This is a genomic window from Ligilactobacillus ubinensis (assembly GCF_024160875.1).
Classification (GTDB): domain Bacteria; phylum Bacillota; class Bacilli; order Lactobacillales; family Lactobacillaceae; genus Ligilactobacillus; species Ligilactobacillus ubinensis.
The window spans coordinates 1-17,975 of the sequence record NZ_JAIULA010000002.1 but is presented as its reverse complement, the minus strand read 5'-3'; the positions used below and the strand labels follow the sequence as shown (position 1 = coordinate 17,975).

The 17,975-nt window shown below is 32.3% G+C and carries 17 protein-coding genes; 14 read left to right on the top strand and 3 right to left on the bottom strand.

What is annotated here, in order from left to right; genetic code table 11:
• The first annotated feature begins 5 nt into the window (after positions 1–5).
• A complete protein-coding gene (locus LB941_RS01180) occupies positions 6–365 on the top strand; it encodes an arsenate reductase family protein (RefSeq protein WP_253358782.1) in 360 nt (119 codons plus the stop codon).
• Positions 340–1,575, top strand: coding sequence for a hypothetical protein (locus LB941_RS01175; protein ID WP_253358781.1), 1,236 nt, complete (start codon positions 340–342; stop codon positions 1,573–1,575). The genes LB941_RS01180 and LB941_RS01175 overlap by 26 nt, the downstream gene beginning before the upstream one ends.
• Before the next feature lie 170 nt (positions 1,576–1,745).
• Here the strand turns inward: LB941_RS01175 and LB941_RS01170 are convergent, their stop codons facing one another.
• Positions 1,746–2,465 (bottom strand): gamma-glutamyl-gamma-aminobutyrate hydrolase family protein, encoded by a 720-nt coding sequence (locus LB941_RS01170; RefSeq protein ID WP_253358780.1) that lies wholly within the window; start codon positions 2,463–2,465, stop codon positions 1,746–1,748.
• A gap of 422 nt (positions 2,466–2,887) precedes the next feature.
• On the opposite strand from LB941_RS01170, the gene LB941_RS01165 reads away from it, so the two are divergent.
• From LB941_RS01165 to sufB, 10 genes are all read left to right on the top strand, one after another.
• A complete protein-coding gene (locus LB941_RS01165) occupies positions 2,888–4,651 on the top strand; it encodes a hypothetical protein (protein WP_253358779.1) in 1,764 nt (587 codons plus the stop codon).
• Positions 4,648–5,469 carry an NEAT domain-containing protein gene (locus LB941_RS01160; RefSeq protein WP_253358777.1) on the top strand — a complete coding sequence of 274 codons (822 nt, stop codon included), beginning with the start codon at positions 4,648–4,650 and terminating at the stop codon, positions 5,467–5,469. The genes LB941_RS01165 and LB941_RS01160 overlap by 4 nt, the downstream gene beginning before the upstream one ends.
• 18 nt (positions 5,470–5,487) lie before the next feature.
• Positions 5,488–6,339: an ABC transporter substrate-binding protein gene (locus LB941_RS01155; protein ID WP_341869214.1), complete on the top strand. Its 852-nt coding sequence runs from the start codon at positions 5,488–5,490 to the stop codon at positions 6,337–6,339.
• Positions 6,329–7,243, top strand: a complete 915-nt coding sequence (locus LB941_RS01150) for an iron chelate uptake ABC transporter family permease subunit (protein WP_253358776.1) — start codon at positions 6,329–6,331, stop codon at positions 7,241–7,243. Before LB941_RS01155 ends, LB941_RS01150 begins: the two co-directional genes overlap by 11 nt.
• Positions 7,233–7,895, top strand: a complete 663-nt coding sequence (locus LB941_RS01145) for a metal ABC transporter ATP-binding protein (protein WP_253358774.1) — start codon at positions 7,233–7,235, stop codon at positions 7,893–7,895. Before LB941_RS01150 ends, LB941_RS01145 begins: the two co-directional genes overlap by 11 nt.
• 445 nt (positions 7,896–8,340) lie before the next feature.
• Complete coding sequence (gene sufC, locus LB941_RS01140) at positions 8,341–9,120, top strand: Fe-S cluster assembly ATPase SufC (RefSeq protein WP_253358772.1); 780 nt, start codon at positions 8,341–8,343, stop codon at positions 9,118–9,120.
• A 12-nt stretch (positions 9,121–9,132) separates the two neighbouring features.
• Entirely contained in the window at positions 9,133–10,416 is a 1,284-nt protein-coding gene (gene sufD / locus LB941_RS01135) for a Fe-S cluster assembly protein SufD (protein ID WP_253358771.1), read from the top strand.
• Positions 10,397–11,635, top strand: a complete 1,239-nt coding sequence (locus LB941_RS01130) for a cysteine desulfurase (protein ID WP_253358770.1) — start codon at positions 10,397–10,399, stop codon at positions 11,633–11,635. Before sufD ends, LB941_RS01130 begins: the two co-directional genes overlap by 20 nt.
• Positions 11,622–12,077 carry a Fe-S cluster assembly sulfur transfer protein SufU gene (gene sufU / locus LB941_RS01125; protein WP_253358769.1) on the top strand — a complete coding sequence of 152 codons (456 nt, stop codon included), beginning with the start codon at positions 11,622–11,624 and terminating at the stop codon, positions 12,075–12,077. The genes LB941_RS01130 and sufU overlap by 14 nt, the downstream gene beginning before the upstream one ends.
• Positions 12,074–13,492 (top strand): Fe-S cluster assembly protein SufB, encoded by a 1,419-nt coding sequence (gene sufB, locus LB941_RS01120; protein WP_275979974.1) that lies wholly within the window; start codon positions 12,074–12,076, stop codon positions 13,490–13,492. The genes sufU and sufB overlap by 4 nt, the downstream gene beginning before the upstream one ends.
• Positions 13,493–13,803: 311 nt before the next feature.
• Here sufB and LB941_RS01115 read toward each other — a convergent pair whose 3' ends face one another.
• Entirely contained in the window at positions 13,804–14,319 is a 516-nt protein-coding gene (locus tag LB941_RS01115; RefSeq protein WP_253358768.1) for a DUF3278 domain-containing protein, read from the bottom strand.
• A 3-nt stretch (positions 14,320–14,322) separates the two neighbouring features.
• Positions 14,323–14,511 (bottom strand): helix-turn-helix transcriptional regulator, encoded by a 189-nt coding sequence (locus LB941_RS01110; RefSeq protein WP_253359060.1) that lies wholly within the window; start codon positions 14,509–14,511, stop codon positions 14,323–14,325.
• 905 nt (positions 14,512–15,416) lie between these two features.
• On the opposite strand from LB941_RS01110, the gene LB941_RS01105 reads away from it, so the two are divergent.
• Both LB941_RS01105 and LB941_RS01100 read left to right on the top strand, forming a co-directional pair.
• Positions 15,417–15,995 carry a cysteine hydrolase family protein gene (locus LB941_RS01105; protein WP_253358767.1) on the top strand — a complete coding sequence of 193 codons (579 nt, stop codon included), beginning with the start codon at positions 15,417–15,419 and terminating at the stop codon, positions 15,993–15,995.
• 297 nt (positions 15,996–16,292) lie between these two features.
• A complete protein-coding gene (locus tag LB941_RS01100; RefSeq protein WP_253358766.1) occupies positions 16,293–17,462 on the top strand; it encodes a 2-isopropylmalate synthase in 1,170 nt (389 codons plus the stop codon).
• Positions 17,463–17,975 lie beyond the last annotated feature (513 nt).

Here is a 17,975-nt window from a genome sequence, read left to right as displayed (position 1 = left end):
ACAGTATGAAAAAATTTTATTGTTATTCTAAATGTAGTACATGCAAAAAGGCACAAAAATGGTTAGACCAAAATAATGTACAATATGAAATGCAAGATCTTGTTGATGATCCACCTAAGGTTGAAGAACTAGAAAAATGGATTTCATCTTCTGATAAAAAGTTGCGTTATTTTTTTAATACGAGTGGGCAACACTATCGCCAGTTAGGATTAAAAGATAAAGTTGATAGTATGAGTGTTAGTGAGGCAGCTAAATTATTATCGTCCGACGGCAAACTGATAAAGAGACCGTTGATGGTAGAAAATAAAGTTATTACATGCGGATTTAAGGAAGACATATATGAACAAGTTTGGACAACTAGATGAATATGATAAGATATCTAGATGGATATCAGAAAATATGCCCAAGATTAGTAAGATACTGTTGTTGTGGGGGTTAGGTTTTTATCTAGTCGGAAACTATCTTCGCGGAACGGAAATTACTAATAACTTTGCGGGAATAACTTCACTTTCATTGTTTAGGTTATCCCAGTTGGGTGTTATTTTAGTCGTATTTAAAATAATTTTATTTGACAATCATTCATATAGATTTATTGGAGTTTTCTTAGCAAGTAGTTGTTTGTTATATTACATTTGTTCTAATGCACAATTACTTGATCCATTTTATTATTTTGTCATGATTGTTGGTACATTAAAGTTTGAATATAAGACCATTTTACAATTGTACCTATGGGTTTGTAGTATAGTAGCAATTTGTTTAGGTACACTTACAATAACTGGACAGTTAGAGAATATGACAATGGCACGACCTGGAAGTGATTTGAGAATGTCATTTGGCTCGGTTACTCCGTCTGATTTTGCAGCGCATATTTTTAACTTAATGTTAGCGTATGCTGTGTATAAAAAATTTAAGTTTAACATCTGGGAGTATGGATTAGCTATAGTCACGTTTTTTCTGACTTTTAAGTATACTGGAACAAGATTAGACGTTATCCTAATGTTTTTACTACTTTGTTGTGTAACTTTTTTAAAACCATTAAGTCAATTATTGAATTATGTTGGTACGCAGATAGTAGCGTGGTTTATTGTGGTTTATTTAGCTGCAAACGTATTTATTACAGCAATTTTTAACAATAATAATAAGTTTTGGAATATGTTAGATAATTTGCTATCACATCGTTTAACATATGCGAATACAGCGCTAATAAAATATCCGATTACATTATGGGGACAATATATTCCGCAAAATGGGAATGGAAAATTCAATCCTAAGGAACCATATTTTTTTATTGATTCTTCGATTATTCGGATTCTAATGATGAATGGAATAATATTTTTTATTTGCTTAATAATATTTATTTTAATGTTATCTAATAGGGCAATGCAACAGCAACAATATTATTTAGTATTAGCATTATTCTTGACATTAATAAGCGCAGCAATTGATCATCATTTTCTAGAAATTTCGTATAATATAATTTTGTTAGCAGCTGGAGCACAAATTATTTCTTTGAAAAAAGATAATGTGCAACCAAATCTAAGGTCATACAGTGATAGTATGATGGATGAGATATGAAGAAGAAAAGTAGTATAATTGAAAAAAAGAGTTTGGGAAAAATCTAAATTCTAAAAAAGTTCTGAGAAAAATCTATTTTAGATTTTCTCAGAACTTTTTTAATGAAAAATTCGGCATTTGCTTCACTTTTTTACGTGTTGATAAAGCAATTTTTTTAATATGTAAAAAAATTATTTTTGTGCTTCGGATATAAGCCATTTAAATATTTGTAAAGCTTCAGCATTATTTTTATACTGTGCTTCTGGATGCCATTGGACGCCAAGAATACGATAGTTTGGTGAATCAACAGCTTCAATTAAATTATCAGCACTATAAGCTAAAGGATGTAAGAAAGGTGCTAATTTACATATTGCTTGATGATGTAGTGAATTTACGCAAGCAGTATCACCAAAAATATCGTGAATCACATTGTTAGAAGTAATCTTGATTGAATGTGTTGAAGTTTGCCATGCAGTCCCATATTGTTGATGCTTAATTTTCCAGTTGCTATATTCACTTAAATCTTGATAAAGACTACCACCCAAGGCAACATTGATAACTTGAATGCCGCGACAGATTCCTAAGACTGGTATATTTTTAACAACAGCTTTACGCAATAAAGAGAGTTCAAAAACGTCTCGTGGATAGTTAAGTGAGCCAAGTTTGATATGCGGTTCTTCACCATAAAAAATGGGGTCAATGTCTTGTCCGCCAGCCAAAACAATGCCATCAACATGATTTAGCAAACTTGTAATGTTATCTGTATTAACGATTGGTATAACAACGGGAATTCCTCCTGCAGCATGAACTGCATCCACATAACCTTGTGGTGTATATGTTACAGGAAGATTAGCATGTTCGGGGATAGGTTTATCTAAATAGTTACCAACAATTCCAATTAATGGTTTCAAAAAATCCCTCCTAAAAAATAATTAATGTTTAAATTATAGTCTTTTTTAACTAATAATTCTATGCTAAAAAAATTTCTTGTAGAAATACAGTAAGCATGATAGTTCAAAAAATAAAAGTGTATATTTAAATATAGTGATAAGACTATTAAATGAAAATCTTATTTTCACAAATGACTATATATGTTTAAAGTTCTAATCTTATGTCTGTTTGTGAATTAAATGTTTATAAAATTAATTTATAAAAAATAAAAATTAGTTATTTAAGCGCTCTCATTATAGGGGATATGCTCAGTAAGAGGTGCAGAGGTCATTGCTTAAATTTTAAGACTATGTTAATTTATCTTCAGGTTATGATATTCTCGAAATGGAATTTATGAATAATTATATTCTACTGTAAGAATATAATCAAAGGAGATAAGAGCATGAAAAAAAGTTTATCATTAGTATTGTTATTGGGAGCAATTATTTTCTCGATTTATTTTAATTTTTCTTCAGTATCAGCAGATACTATCAAAGTATTACCTACAGGAACATATACTTTAAATGTTAGTTACTATACTGATGAAAATGCAACGACTGAGTCAAAGGCAATGAATAGTTATTGGAGCAATTCAGCTAAATTAGTTGTCAATTCAAACAATCAAGCAAAATTAATTTTTAGTCAAAGCTCTGGAATGTCTATGATGACTTCTGCGAGTTTTGCTGGGCATAAGTTAGGATCCTCGGTTTCTGGAGATACAGGAACTTGGAGTGTGAATTTAACGCCGCAAGAGGCTATTGGGTTAGTAAATGGAAATACATATCTTTCAAATATCACATATCAATATGCAAGTTTGGTAGGGAATCATGATTTTTATGTCAAAATCAATAGTGGAGTACCTGATTCAATTGACCAACCAGGAGAATATCAATTAGCAGTTAAATATAACAAGTATTTAGCGACAGCTACAGATGGTGACTCGGGTGAAGCATCAATGATTCAAGATGGTGGTTTATGGGATGATAATATTACATATCAATTAAAAAACGATGGAACAGCTGAATTAACGTTAACGCAAGCTAAAATGATGGATTATATGTCCTACTTGTCATTTGATGGCACAGAAATGATAAGCAATGTTGATAAAGAGAATTCGGAAAATGGGACGTGGACGGCAACAATAGCTGCAAGTACAGTTAAAAAATTAGTAGATGGTGGGAAAATAATTGCTAAAATGACTTACAGTGTTCCAGGAATGTTTACGCATACGGTTGATACAGTTGTTGTGATTGAAAGTAAAATGTTAGTGAAGGCAGATCCATTAGTAACAACAGCAGAAGTAGATCCTAATTCAAATACAGATGCAAGTACAAGTGCAGATATAAACAAAGAAGCAAGTACAGAATCAAATACAGATACAGAATCAAATGTAGATTCAAGTACAAGCGTGATATCAAATTCAAAGTCGAATACTAGTGAATCAACAGGCAACGATGATGCAAGTGTAGATGCTTCAGAAAATACTCAAACAGCAAGTAATGAGATAGCTAAAGTTAAATATAATCAAGTTGATGATAATGATAACGATTTGAATACTTTATCTATGATTGAAACAGATGGTATTTGGGATCCTAATATAAAAATTAAAAAGAATAGTGATGGAACAATAACTGTAATTATTACACAAAATAAAATGATGAACTATATGACTACTGTCAAGTTTGATGGCATAGAAATGACCAAAAATAGCAGTTCAACTAACGCGACAAGTGGAACTTGGACAGCTATCTTAAGTAAGGAAAAAGCTGCTGATATTAAAGTAGGAAATAAGATATTATTAAATATTTCTTATACAATTCCAAATATGTTTACACATAATGTGAAAGCATTAGCAATTATAGAGAGTCTTGCAACAACTTTGGCAGATGATTCAAATACAAACAGTCAAGAAAGTATAGCTAACAATTCTAATGAAAAAAATGATGAGTTAGCACCATTAAGTGCAGTTGTTGCAGATAATACAGCAAATACAAAAGCAATAGATAATGTTGCTACATTATTAGATACAGCATCAGCAAATAATAAAACTTTACCACAAACTGATGAAGAAAATAGTATGGATGCAACCGTTTTGGGATTATTGACAATTATTTCTGCAGTTGGTTTAAGTATAACAATATTTAGTGTGGGGAGATTTCGCAAATGAAAATAAAAAATTTATTGTTAATTTTAAGCAGCTTTTTGATAATATTTTTTTTTAACATTGCTAGAATTTCTGCAGCTTCATATCAAGTTAGCTATACGATTGAAAAATATGGATCAACACAAACCTCAATTGCAGATGCATATTTCGAAAAGCCAGCAACAGTTACCCTTGGTCAGGGACAATATACGGTTAGTATGACTGTTAAGACAAGTCATGATCTAGGATCATTTCCAGTTCAAATTTTGAATGTGAATGGGCAGACCCCACAAGTTTCAAAATCGACATCAGGAAATGAAGATTACTATACTTTTACATTCGCCACACAATCTGTAAAAAAGACCATGAGTGGCAATATGAAAGTTGATATTGATAGTATGGATTATCATCATACCTATGGATTCAATTTGATTTTAAGTGCGGACAGTGTACCTAATCTTACTAGTGGGACAAGTAGTAGTAGTTCTACAACTGTAGCACAGACAGTTACAGAGTCATCTAGTAGTGCTTCAATGACATCACAAAATAACTCTTCAACAGAGGCAAGTTCAACAAGTAGTGAAAAAACATCCATATCAAATTCTATATCTAGTAGCTCAAGTTCTACATCTGAAAATTCAGCAAGTAGTTCAATGAATAGTTCAAGTAAAAAAAATAATAAAATTAAAAAGAATAAAAAAGGGAGTAAAAAAAGTAACACAAGTAGAGAAAAAGAATCTAAAAAAAGTGATAATACTGGAAAGAAGATAGTTGGTGGTGCTTCTGCGGTTGTAGTTGCTTTAGGAATAGGTTTTGGAATTTGGAGGAGGATTCATTATTAAAAAAAAACAAGAAATAGTATATTTTTAGTAATAATCGTTTTTGCAATAATTGGCTTAATATTTTTTAGTCAAAGAAATAATTTAAAGAAACAGCAAACTAATAAAACTAAAATTGTTACAACAACTGTTGCAATTACAGATATTTTTGCAAAGCTAAATCTGAAGTTAGCAGGAGTTCCAAGCGATAGTAGTTCACAGAAAGTTGTAAATAAATATCGTAAACTACCACGCGTTGGAAATCATGTGAGTATAAATTGGGAAAAGCTTATAGCAATTAAACCAGATGTTGTTTATGTAGATTCAGAACTGACGGATGAATATGAAAGCAAGTTAAAAGAGCAGAAAATAACAATGAAATCATTAAATTTTCAAAACTATGCTAATTTAATAAAATCAATTAATTATTTAGGAAAAAAATATGATAGACAGAAACAAGCAGAAAAACTAATTTCGGATATAAAAATCAAGAGTATTAAACGTACTAAAAAACCCAAAGTATTAATTCTAATGGGGATGCCTGGAGGAAGTTTTCTTGTGATGAATTCAAAAACTTACTTAGGAGATTTGGTGAAAAGAGCCGGTGGCAAAGTAGTTGCAGCTAGTAAAAGCTCATTATACACTACACCAAGTACTGAAGAAATCGAGAAAACAGATCCTGATATTGTTATTCGCCTAGCTCATGCAATGCCTAAACAAGTTAAAGCAGCATTTCAAACGACGTTTCAGCAAAGTCCATATAATAGTTTAACTGCTGTAAAAAAGCATCATGTTTATGATGTTCAAGCGCCTGTCTATTCTCCTACAGCAAACTTGAAAGTTAAGCAAGCGTATAGACAGATAAAAAGGTGGCTTGATCAAGTTGATAATTAAGAAAAATAAAACTTTGAGTTTAATGATTATAATTTGTCTTTGTTTGATGTTATTTCAATTGTTTTTTAAGTTAGATACAAGTAATTGGAAAATGATAATTCTTCAATTACGTCTACCTCGTTTATTATTTGAAATTGGAATAGGGTATGCTTTAGGATTTAGTGCCTTATTGTTTGCTGCAACATTAAGGCAACCGTATCTTGATGGCTCAATGCTAGGTATTGCTAGTGGCGCAGAACTAATGATTGCACTTGTCACAGTTGTAATTCCACAAGCATTAACTTATAGGGTTGTAATAGGTGCATTTACCGGTGTTTGTTGCTTGCTAATTCTTCGAAGTACTATTTTTAAACTTCGTAATCACAGTCTATTTTTAATTATTGGTGGATTTTGTTTAGCGATGTTTTTTAATGCATTTACTGAAATTTTAACTGAGAGTAGCGGATGGACTGGTAAAAGTTTGGCAAATGTTACTTGGTTTGATGTTGGTTGGTTATTAATAATTAGCTTAATTACAATATACATTTGGGAAAATAATAGGTCATATTTGAAATATTTTGCTTTATCAGAACTACAGACGAGGCAATTAGAGATTAATGAAAGCAAGATTTCATTTAAATTTCAAGTTATTGCAGCAGCATTATTAGGCGCTACCACAGTTGTGTTAGGCACTGTTTTTTTTGCTGGAGTTGTAATAAATCAATTAATTCGCGAATTTACGCAGTTAGGTCAGTTGAAGAGATTGGATTTGGTGATTCTTTTTAGTATACTAGATGTTTTATTTGCAGATACACTGGCACATTTTGTATTTTATCCAGTGGAACTACCTACCAATGCTGTATTATTTGTTTTATTAGCACCTGCATTTATATTCTTAATAATGAGGTGGTCACGTGAAATTTAGTAATTTGTCAGCAAATTATAAAAACATTTCTGTTTTTCATGGTTTAAATGGAGAAATAAAGCAAAACCAAGTTACAACGTTACTAGGACCAAATGGAAGTGGAAAAACGACGTTGATGTTAATTCTTGCTGATTTAAAAAAGCCTCAAATAGGTAATGTCATCTATAAAGAACAGTCGCTTTTCTATTTAGCACAAAAGAATCAAGTTTTTGATTACATAACAGTTGAACAATTACTTGAAATAGCAATATTACGAAATAAAAACAGAAATTTGAAATTTGAAGAAACTATTATGAGCATTTTAGAATTAAAAGAGTTATTATCTAAAGATTTAAATAATCTATCTGGTGGACAGCAACAGCGGGTTTGGCTTGCTTATGCATTTTTACAACCAGCTAAAATCTTATTATTAGATGAACCTTTAACATATTTAGATGTGAAATATCAGCAAATATTCTATAGATTATTGATGCAAGAGAAAAAAAGAGGAAGAACATTTCTTATTAGTTTACATGATATTAATTTTGCAAAAAGGTGCAGTGATAACATTTGGTATTTAACTCCAACTGTTCTTGTTACAGGAAATACAGATACATTATTAACTAAGGATTTAATTTGTCGCTATTTAGAGGTGGAAGATTATCTAATCTAGTATATTAGCAAAATAAAAATATTGAAAAAGTGTAGGATAAAAGATGTGTGGTCAGAGACTGTTAACGTTTTAAATTGCATAATTTAAGGCAAGCAAAAATAGTTATCATTTGACGAACATTTTTGTATTAAATTTTTGGAGATAAGAAGAATCTGAGATTTTTTGATGTCTACCCCAAAATTAAAGTGAAAATTACTTAACTTTGGGGTAGACGTTATTTTATCTCAGATTGTTTTTGTATAAAAATATGATTTGGATAATTAGAGCATTTTTGGAATGTAAATATAACTTTATTAACATATAATTAGCGAAATGCTTATTTAGAACGTTTCTATATGTTTGTGATGTTAGCTGATGGAATGCACAATAGGTTATCATTAATTGCAACTATGCCTTAGTTGATATAGAATTATAGTTATTAGAGTTCGATGGGAGGAATTAGTGTATGTCAACGTTAGAAGTAAAAGATCTACATGTTTCAATTGAGGGAAAGAATATTTTAAAAGGTGTCAACTTAAAACTAGCAACGGGTGAAATTCACGCGATAATGGGCCCAAATGGTACTGGGAAGTCAACATTGTCAGAAGCAATTATGGGTAATCCAGCATATAAGGTTGATCAAGGAGAAATTTTACTAGACGGAGAAAACATTTTGGATTTACCAGTTGATGAACGTGCACGTGCTGGCCTTTTTTTGGCAATGCAATATCCAGCTGAAATTCCAGGAGTAACAAATGCTGAATTTATCCGAGGTGCAATTAATGCCCGTCGAGCTGAAGATAATCCAATTTCGGTGCGCAACTTTCTTAAAAAACTTGATAAAACGATGAGTTTTTTAGACATGACTGAAGAAATGGCTGATCGCTATTTGAATGAAGGCTTTTCTGGTGGCGAAAAAAAGCGTAATGAAATTTTACAACTAATGATGATTGAACCTAAATTTGCAATTTTAGATGAGATTGACTCTGGACTAGATATTGATGCATTAAAAGTTGTTTCAAAGGGTGTAAATGAAATGCGAGGTCAAGATTTTGGTTCTTTAATAATTACGCATTATCAACGGTTATTAAATTACATAGTTCCCGACGTTGTTCATGTTATGATGGATGGCCGAATTGTAGCACAAGGTGGCCCAGAACTTGCTAAACAATTGGAAGATGAGGGTTATGCGGGGCTTCGTGATGAACTTGGATTGGATATTAAATTAACTGATGAAGATGCATAGGAGGTAGACAAAATGCTGGATTTGAAAAAATATCCTGATGTTGCCGCCTATGTCCAAGCGGTTGCAGAACCGAAATGGTTCACAGAAAAGAGAATAGAAGCGCTTGACGAATTAAAAAATTTAAAAATGCCGAGCTTTCAAAAAATAAGATATAGAAATTGGCCAATTAGAGTAAAAAAAGATCTAAATAATGTAAAAAGCGAGATACCATTACCAGAAGATATTGATGAAAATGCAGTTACAATGGTTCAAACAGGACAGCAAACATTATTAACTAATGTGTCTGAGAAGTTGCAAAAGCAAGGTGTGATTATTTGTGATTGGAAAACAGCATTAGATGAACACCCAGAATTAGTTAAAAAATATTTTATGCAAAAAGCAATTAAGATAACTGAAAACAAGCTAACTGCTGAACATGTTGCTAAGTTAACGAGTGGTATTTTAGTATATATACCGAAAAATGTTATTTTAAAAGATCCGCTAACAATGTATTTTATTCAAGATGCACTTCAAAAAATAGATTATGTTCATCATGTGCTTTTAGTTGCTGATATTAATAGTGAAGTTTCTTATCTTGAAAACATTTTAACTGTTGGAACAGAAAAAACAACTGCTAATATCATTGTAGAAGTTATAGCTTTAGAAGGAAGCCACGTTAAATTCGCAAGTGTTGATCGATTGGGCAAAAATACAACGGTTTATTTGAACAGACGTGGTTATTTAAAAAGAGATGCTAAAATTGATTGGTCATTAGGCATGATGAGTGACGGAAATATTGTTGGAGACTATGATTCAGAGTTAGTTGGTGCGGGTTCACATGCAGAAACAAAAGTTGTTGCAATTTCTACGGGTGAACAGGTTCAAGGAATTGATACGCGTGTAACAAATTACGGTAGAAATTCAATAGGACATATTTTACAACATGGTGTAATTTTACAACGTTCTAATTTAGTTTTTAATGGAATAGGTCATGTCGAAAAAGGAGCAATTGGTGCCGATGCACAACAAGAAAGTAGGGTGTTGATGCTATCACGCTACGCTCGTGGAGATGCCAATCCAATTTTATTAATTGATGATAATAATGTAACAGCTGGACATGCAGCCAGTGTTGGTCGAGTTGATGAACAGCAGTTGTATTATTTAATGAGCAGAGGTTTGCCTAAGAAGATGGCTGAGCGCTTAGTTATTCGCGGCTTTTTGGGACCGGTTTTAGCTGCTATACCATCGAGAAGTATTCAAATTGAATTAGAGAATATGATTGAGAGGAAGTTGGTTGATGGACAAAAGGATGAGTAACTATCGTGCAGATTTTCCTATTTTAGATCAGCAAGTCAACGATGAACAACTAGTATATTTGGATAATGCAGCAACAACGCAAAAACCACGTGTGGTAATTGATGCAATCACAAAGTATTATTATACAGACAATGCAAATGTTCATCGCGGTGTGCATACTCTTGCTGAAAGAGCAACCGAGCAATTTGAAGGTGTAAGGGATAAAGTTGCTCGCTTTATAAATGCACCAACACGTGAAGAAATAATCTATACTAAAGGAACAACTGAAGCTTTAAATTGGGTAGCTGCAGGTTATGGTAAAAAATATGTTAAAGCAGGTGATGAAATTGTTATTTCATGTGCCGAGCATCACAGTAACCTAGTTCCATGGCAACAACTAGCGAAGCGAAATGGAGCTATATTGAGATACTTAGATTTAACAGCAGATGGTTTTATTGACTTAGATAAGGCACAAGACGTGATTAATGATAAAACAGCAATAGTGGCTGTTAACCATGCATCTAATGTATTAGGTGTGGTTAATCCAATTTCAAAGCTAGCCAAAATGGCACATCAACATGGCGCAATCATGGTTGTAGATGGAGCTCAGTCAACTCCACATATGCCAATTGATGTACAAGCGTTAGATGCTGATTTTTATGCTTTCTCGGGACATAAGTTGCTTGCTCCAACAGGTATTGGCATTTTATGGGGTAAAAGCGAGTTATTAGCTGCAATGTCACCGTTAGAGTTTGGTGGTGAAATGATTGACTGGGTTGAATTACAAGAGACAACATTCAAAAAAGCACCTTTAAAATTTGAAGGTGGAACGCAAAATATTGCTGGAGTAGTTGGATTAGGTGCAGCTATCGATTATTTAACGCGAATAGGGATGAACAACATAAAGGGGTACGAACAAGAACTTGTTGACTATGTATTACCTAAATTACAGCAAATTGAAGGTTTAACAATATATGGTCCACCCGATGCTAAAAAGCATACAGGAGTTATCTCATTTAATCTAAAAGGATTACATCCACATGATGTTGCAACTGCACTAGATATGGAAGGTGTTGCTGTAAGAGCGGGGCATCATTGTGCTCAACCCTTGATGCGCTATCTAAATATTGCTGCGACTGCACGAGCAAGTTTCTATTTTTATAACACCAAAGAAGATGCACAGCGTTTAGTTGATGCAATTATTGCAACAAAGGAGTTCTTCCAAAATGGCACTGTCTAAATTAAATAATCTTTATCGTCAAATAATTTTAGAGCATTCACAACACCCACATCACCATGGAAACTTAAAAAAAGTGAGCCATAAATTGGAATTACGTAATCCAACTTGTGGGGATGTTTTAATAGTTGAAGTCGAATTAAGCGATGGAAAAATTAAGAATATTGCATTTAGCGGCTCAGGTTGTACTATTTCGCAAGCATCGGCTTCTTTGATGACTGATGAAGTTATCGGTAAAACACGTAGTGAAGTTGAAAAACAAGTCCTTTTATTCTCTGATATGGTGATGGGAAAAGTAACAGATGAAGATGAATTAGATGATATTTTGGGTGATGCTAGTATTTTAGCTGGAGTTGCTCAATTTCCCGCGCGAATTAAATGTGCAACATTGGCCTGGAAAGCTGTCTATCAAGTTTTAGAAAATGATGAGGAGGGAATGAAATGAGTGAACAAGAAATGCCAACTTTAGGTGGCGAATATCAATATGGATTTAAAGATGACATTACACCGGTTTTTACAACAGGAGAAGGATTAACAGAAGATATTGTACGTGAGATATCAGCAGCTAAAAATGAACCACAATGGATGCTAGATTTTCGTTTAAAAGCTTATAAGATATATCAACGTTTATCCATGCCAAATTTTGGTCCCGATTTATCTACTCTTGATTTTGAGCATATTAACTATTTTCGGCGAGATACTGATAAAGTCGCGCGAAATTGGGAAGATGTCCCAGAAGACATTAAAAAGACTTTTGATCGTTTAGGGGTTCCAGAAGCGGAAAGAAAATATTTAGCTGGTTCTTCAGCCCAATATGAGTCAGAAGTTGTATATCATAATATGAAAGATGATTTTACCAAACTAGGCATTGTTTTCATGTCAACAGATGATGCAGTTCAACAATATCCTGATTTAGTTAAGCAGTATTTTGGAAAATTAATTTTACCGCAAGATAATAAAATGGCAGCTTTAAATTCAGCAGTTTGGTCAGGCGGGACCTTTATCTATGTACCAAAAGGTGTTAAAACGGATGTGCCAATACAAAGTTACTTTAGAATTAATGAAGGTAATTCAGGGCAATTTGAAAGAACATTGATTATTGTTGATGAAGGCGCAAGTGTTAATTATGTAGAGGGTTGTACAGCTCCTAATTATTCACAAGACAGTCTGCATGCTGCAGTTGTTGAAGTTAATGTTTTAAAAGATGCTTATTGTCGTTATACAACTATTCAAAACTGGTCAGATAATGTTTACAGTTTAGAAACCAAACGCGCACAAGCTTTTGAAAATGCAACAATGGAATGGGTTGATGGTAATTTAGGATCGAAAATAACCATGAAGTATCCAAGCGTGTACTTAAACGGTGAACATGCACGTGGAACAATGTTGTCGATTGCTTTTGCAGGTGCTGCGTCAGATGGCACTGGGATTGATTCTGATACAGGTGCACGAATGATTCATAACGCTAAAAACACGTCTTCATCAATTGTTTCAAAATCATTATGTAAAGATGGCGGTCAGGTGGATTATCGTGGTCAAGTTCGTTTTGGACGGGATAGTGATGGCTCGTTTGCTCATGTTGAATGTGATACCATTATAATGGATGACAAATCAGCAAGTGATACAATACCATTTAATGAAATACTAAATGGTAATGTTTCAATGGAACATGAAGCTAAGGTTTCAAAAATTTCTGAAGAGCAACTTTACTATCTAATGAGTCGCGGTATTTCTGAAGAAAAAGCAACAGAAATGATTATTATGGGATTTGTAGAGCCTTTTACAAAAGAACTTCCAATGGAATATGCAGTTGAATTAAATAGATTAATTGAATACCAAATGGAAGGGTCAGTTGGATAATCCTAGTAATAGCACTATAAATGTTGAATTGTCAATGTTTATAGTGCTTTTTTTGTTTTCTTATTTTTAGATTGACCCACAAAATGACTCACAAACGATTCAAAAATCCGTAAACGAAAGTGCCCGTAATTGTTAGACGTAGAAACTTAACAATTACGGGGCTCTTTTATGACTTGAATTATCAAATTAAATGCAACACTTTTCCAAAGTAAACCGCTTAGGTGTTTGCCGATCCAACTAGGACTATAAATATCAGCTATACTTAGTGATGCTTACTAGTATGCGCTCTTATAAGTGACAGTGACAAATATTTATTTTTTTAACCTAAGTAAATAGACTATATACATACAGACTCCGAATGCAATACCTTCAAAAACTGCAGTACAAATATTACTTACAGAACTGATTGATGTCCAAAAATTTTCATTTTGGATGACTGCATCGCTTATTGCATTAAGGATATGGATTGCCACTCCGAAATAGACAGCTAAGCCGATACTCTTTCTGAAATACTTTTTCTTTTTTTCTGGATACGCACGTTTGTCAACTTCCACAATATCCAATTTTTTCTTTCTTAAAAAGTAAATAATTGAAAAAAGCGCCAAAGCAGATATTAATAGATTTCCAGCAATAAGGAATATAGCAGCAATTTTTGGATTGTTGACATACAATAACATCGCAACAAAACCTGAAATCAACAAATACCACCAAGTGATGATAAAAGCAATGTTTCCAAATTTATCTAATTGTGTTTTTTTGTATTCATCTAATAACCCCTCTATACCGTAAAAAAACTTTATCATTTTATTTGTTATTTTTTTATTCATTCTCTATTCCTCCCAAAAAAGAGTGTTTAGGTCACTGTCTAAAGCTTTAGAAATATTAAGGCATAATGCTAACGATGGATTATACTTGTTATTTTCTATTAAAGTTATGGTTTGTCTTGTCACACCAGCTTTATTAGCTAGTTCCATTTGAGATAATCCTTTTCTTTTTCTATATTCTCTTACTTTGTTCAAAGCAACCATTCCTTTTTTACGCAATATATATGTTGCATTATTCAATGTTATGGTAGCGTTTTTTCTGCTTTATGTCAATACTAATCTTTTGTACTAGTTTGCTTTATTTTATGAAGTTATATTTTTAATCCAGGTATGAGTTGATGCAAGAGATATTGTATATTTTTTTGAAAGAGAGAAACTTTTTTTGTTGTGCATTTCACTAGTGAAGAATATAAGCAGACAGAAATAAAAAAGCTATTTTAATAAAAATTAAGTTTGTAATAACTAGTAAAAAGGTAAGTAAAATGATACAATGCAATTGGAATCAGAGCTTCTTTAATTTAAGGAGGTGAAAAAATTGAATGCATTTCCCAAAAAGTTTTGTAAAAATTGCTGAAAGGAAGTGATCCACATATCTCCTAGCAAGTAGGTGACTTGCCTTTGTAAGATATGGAGGGGGGAAGATAATTTCTTTCCTATGTTCAATAACAATGGTTCCTGATAATTAGATAAAAAGTGGTAAGTCTGGGATAAAGATCCTAGACTTTTTTAAGCATTGAATATATATTGGTGAAATGCGAGTATCAAAAGGTAATTAGTTACATTTAACATCATAATTCTAGTTATTTAAGTCTCAGATTATCATTCACGTAGTTAATGAATTACTTATCAAATTTATTTTTGGAAGGTGTGTACTATATTAGTTAAAGCATAGTCATTATTAATGATGACTACTCTTATAATAGCATGTATATGTTATAGAAATATCAATATTACTAAATATAATATGTGCTAAAAGATAGCCAACATTTTCTTGTGTGTTTATGTAGCTTAATTTTAAGACGAAGAGGATATTTGTTACATAATGCAGTTAATTATGGTCAAGTAGCAAAAAATAAATGATTTAGAAGAGGGATTAAAAAATGGAAAAAATAAAATTTAATTTAAGTAAAACAGCTATCATAGTTATTGATTTGCAGCAGGGAATAGTAAATCAGATACAAACGCCGGATAAAAAAGCAGTTATTCAAAACAATATAGATTTATTAACTGAATTTAATAAATTATCTACTTTAGAGGTACTTGTTAATGTTGATCTTAATACACTACAATCTCCAGATAGATGGGCTGATATAAAACAAAATGCAACATATAATGCAGAAAGTATATCTTTGATACCTGAAATTGCAACATTTGGCAATAAGCAAAATGTTTATGAGCTAACTAAATATAATCCAAGTGCTTTTTTTGGCAGCAGTTTAGATAGCCAACTACGGCGCCGTAATATTGATACGGTAATAATAACTGGTGTTGCAACTTCAAATGGTGTTTATGCAACAGCACAGGATGCATATCAACATGGATACAATGTTGTAGTGGCACAAGATGCTTGTATGGATAGTAGTATTGAATTACAGCAAATTTTTCTTCAACAATTATTACCCAAAAAAGCGTTTGTACGATCAACAAAAGATATTTTAAATTCAGTGCACAATATCTAAAATAGATTATGTTAAATTTAATTGATAATTTAATGAAAAACATCTTGACATTATTAAAAAAATACGTTAACTTTATAACAAGTAATTAATGAAAGGAGTTCTCAGTATGGATAAGCAAAAAAAATTAGGATATTTAATTGAACTTGCCCTACTACTATGACTGAGGACTCTGGCGATTTTGCTGAGTCCTATTTGCCATTGTGGAATGGGGCTTGAAGCAAGCATGTGAACGTCTCATTCTACTCGAATGAGGCGTTTTTTGTTGTTTAATTTAAAAATATTTAGGAGGAATTTATTATGATGAAAACAATACAATTTTTTGATACAACTTTGCGTGATGGTGAACAAACAATAGGAGTTAATTTTTCTATTGAAGACAAAATAATGATGGCTAAAAAGATTGCAGATTGGGGTGCAAATGTAATTGAAGCGGGGTTTCCAGTTGCCTCAGAAAATGATTTTAATGCTGTAAGAAGAATTGGACAAGAAGTAGAAAATTGCAATATTATTGGTTTGGCAAGATGTGTGAAAAAAGACATTGATGCGGTAATAAGAGCTTTGGCAGATGTTCCTAATGGTCAAATACATGTGTTTATTGCAACTAGTCCAATTCATCGTGAATACAAATTACATATGGATAAAAAAGCAGTGATTGAACAAATCAAAGAAAGCGTTAGTTACGCAAGAGAATATTTTGAGCATGTTGAATTTTCGCCAGAGGATGCAACACGGACAGAATGGGATTTCTTGGTAGAAGCTGTCAGAACTGCAATTGCAGCAGGTGCAGATGTAATTAATATTCCAGATACAACAGGATATACAAATCCACAAGAATTTGGAGCCTTATTTGATTATTTAAAAACAAATATTCCAGAATTTGATCGAGTCACATTTTCTGTTCATTGCCACGATGATTTAGGGATGGCAACGGCAAATGCACTTGAAGCAATTCAGCATGGTGCAACTAGAATTGAAGGTACAATTAATGGTATTGGTGAACGTGCAGGTAATACGGCTTTAGAAGAAGTAGCAGCTGCAATGTATGTTAGAAAAGATTTTTATCAAGCAACAAATAGTATTAATTTGGCTAAAACATTTGAGTTGGCAAGTATTATCAGCGAAAAATCTAAAATGCCATTACCACATAATAAGGCAATTACAGGGGCAAATGTTTTTGCGCATGAATCAGGAATTCATCAAGATGGCTTTTTGAAAAACCATGCCACATATGAAATTTTGACACCACAAAGTGTTGGAGTAGAACATTCTTCTATCCCATTAGGAAAATTATCTGGTTCGCATGCAGTTGCAGTGAAATTAGATGAAATGGGATATCATGTGACGAAAGATGAAATGAGGAGTATTTTCCCAATTTTCAAGAAAGTTGCCGATAATCAACCGATTGTAACTGAAAAGGAATTGCAACAGATTATGGTACAATTTGATAAGGTGATGCAAAAAAATTAGAAATACGTTTAGGTTGATGTACAAATCAATAATTGAAAAAGACAATAGTTTATGCTATAGACAAGGTTGTGGCAGAAATTATTGTCTTTTTGTATCGTTAATTACTAAGTTATAAAAAAATTATTATTAAGTACAGCAGTTTTAAGTTCAGCAAATCTAAAAGAAAATAGTATAGAAATAGTTAATAAAAACTAATATAAGAGTATGGATATCTTCAGTCAACAAAGAATATTAATCACATTTGTATATCTTATAGCATTTTGTAACAACAGTTTTATGAAGTTGTTTTGTCTAATTGGTATAGTTTATATGGAACGCTTTGATATAAGCGAAAAATTTCCTGATATTTCAACATGTTAGTGTAAAGTATTTGTGGGTAGAAATAAAAAAAGACAAAAAAGAGAAATAACTCTCTGTTACAATTGTAATTGCAAACGAACAATGAAAGAGAGAGTTATTTCCTAATGAATATTTTACAACAAATGAGCGAAGAAATGTGGACGGATTTTACAA

What these genes read in the sequence shown, in the direction of transcription:
- LB941_RS01180 (WP_253358782.1), top strand. Translation starts at nt 6, where the DNA reads ATGAAAAAATTTTATTGTTATTCTAAATGTAGTACATGCAAAAAGGCA.
- LB941_RS01165 (WP_253358779.1), top strand. Translation starts at nt 2,888, where the DNA reads ATGAAAAAAAGTTTATCATTAGTATTGTTATTGGGAGCAATTATTTTC.
- LB941_RS01160 (WP_253358777.1), top strand. Translation starts at nt 4,648, where the DNA reads ATGAAAATAAAAAATTTATTGTTAATTTTAAGCAGCTTTTTGATAATA.
- sufC (WP_253358772.1), top strand. Translation starts at nt 8,341, where the DNA reads ATGTCAACGTTAGAAGTAAAAGATCTACATGTTTCAATTGAGGGAAAG.
- LB941_RS01105 (WP_253358767.1), top strand. Translation starts at nt 15,417, where the DNA reads ATGGAAAAAATAAAATTTAATTTAAGTAAAACAGCTATCATAGTTATT.
- sufB (WP_275979974.1), top strand. Translation starts at nt 12,074, where the DNA reads ATGAGTGAACAAGAAATGCCAACTTTAGGTGGCGAATATCAATATGGA.
- LB941_RS01100 (WP_253358766.1), top strand. Translation starts at nt 16,293, where the DNA reads ATGATGAAAACAATACAATTTTTTGATACAACTTTGCGTGATGGTGAA.
- LB941_RS01115 (WP_253358768.1), bottom strand. Translation starts at nt 14,319, where the DNA reads ATGAATAAAAAAATAACAAATAAAATGATAAAGTTTTTTTACGGTATA.
- LB941_RS01130 (WP_253358770.1), top strand. Translation starts at nt 10,397, where the DNA reads ATGGACAAAAGGATGAGTAACTATCGTGCAGATTTTCCTATTTTAGAT.
- sufU (WP_253358769.1), top strand. Translation starts at nt 11,622, where the DNA reads ATGGCACTGTCTAAATTAAATAATCTTTATCGTCAAATAATTTTAGAG.
- LB941_RS01175 (WP_253358781.1), top strand. Translation starts at nt 340, where the DNA reads ATGAACAAGTTTGGACAACTAGATGAATATGATAAGATATCTAGATGG.
- sufD (WP_253358771.1), top strand. Translation starts at nt 9,133, where the DNA reads ATGCTGGATTTGAAAAAATATCCTGATGTTGCCGCCTATGTCCAAGCG.